Raw genomic sequence first — 1,399 nt, 5'->3', positions numbered from 1 at the left:
TGCCCAGTTTCTTCATTAGTTATTCTGAGGCTCGGCGTATCGGATACAAGGTCCGAAAATCCATTCTCATGACGAATAATTAGCGGATCCACGCACCTATCCGCACACTCTCCAAGGGCAAACCTATATTCTCTCTGGTATGAGTACGCCGCTGACTTGCACCCTACATACCAGTCGAGCGCCTTGTCTGAGTAGCTTACCAATCCCCTGTTTATAGAGTGTTTCGTCGCGAGTTGGATGCGTTCGACCAGATGGGGAATATTCGAAACTGGCAGGAATGCGTAGTACGGACCAAATTCGGAACGCATCCGATTGATGTTCTCGACCAATGACTCGAGCTCTTCGTCGTCGGACGGCATATGCACAGCGAACCAACAATGCAGCCACCGATCCTTGCCTCCCCTGCCGCGCATCGTGAGGGTAGTAATTCCCTCGAGTTCGACGTCGTTAATGTACAACTTGACAGGCGCATCACCGCGATCCGGACGATAAGCATGCGTGCACGACTCATGCTGGTCCGATATGCCCTCATCACCGGACTGCCTGTAGAACTCCGGCGTGTTGCAGTAGAACACGCCGTTTGTGAGCGCATTGAGTTTCTCTCGATCCGAGAAAAACTTCAGAAGAAAGACCAATTCTCCGTCTTTCATTCGATCACCGCATAACAGCTAATAGCCGGACGTCGTCCGCGTTATAACACGGACTTTGTCCGCATAATGCGCGTGAGCCAAGCCCCGTTGCTGTCTGTGGGGGATGCCTGCAAAGCGGCGCTGGCCCGGCGTTCCGGCATCCGCAAACCACCGCATGCGGCACGTTGACGGCGTGATAGGCGGACACTTGCCGCGATGCACGCTTGCGCGTCACAGGTCAGCGGGGTGCTGTACATATATACGGCAGCCTATGGAGGGGCGATGGAATGTCACGGAAGAGTTCTCCTTTTCTCGATCGTGTCCGTGCCGCGATCCGCGGTGCGCCACTACAGCATTCGTACGTGAAGAGGCGTGCGTGGGGCTGGATCCTTCGGGTCATCCTGTACCATGACAAGCGCCGCCCGCAAGATATGGGCGACGGAAGTCGTGGCATTTCTCGCCGCCCTGGCGGCCGCTGGAAGTATAGCCGCGGCGACGCAGAGTCAGGCGCTCAACGCGGCGGTGTTTCCCGTGGTCCGCGACCCCCCGGAGTCAGGGCTAACGATCCAACATCGACCGGTGGCGCCGGTGGGTTCAAAGACCCTGCGAGCGTCGGCATTGTTCTATTCCGGCATCGCGTGGATATCGGCCTAACCGACGCGGGATGGTCCGCCCTACTCCTCATCCCCTGCTATCCGCATTCCGAGCACTGCCGCACCGACGGCAATGACCAGATGGTAACTAACCGCAAACCAGAATAACCGGGGCTC

General features: G+C 57.2%; 1 protein-coding gene. It reads right to left on the bottom strand.

Features of this window, described 5'->3' with window-relative positions:
- Window positions 1-650 (bottom strand): hypothetical protein (locus tag C516_RS21300; RefSeq protein WP_156831310.1); only part of this gene is annotated, 650 nt, incomplete at its 3' end.
- Window positions 651-1,399: the final 749 nt, after the last annotated feature.

The sequence above is a fragment of the Arhodomonas aquaeolei DSM 8974 genome (assembly GCF_000374645.1).
GTDB lineage: Bacteria > Pseudomonadota > Gammaproteobacteria > Nitrococcales > Nitrococcaceae > Arhodomonas > Arhodomonas aquaeolei.
Note: the sequence above shows the minus strand (reverse complement) of the source record. Positions and strands in the feature narration are given on the sequence as shown.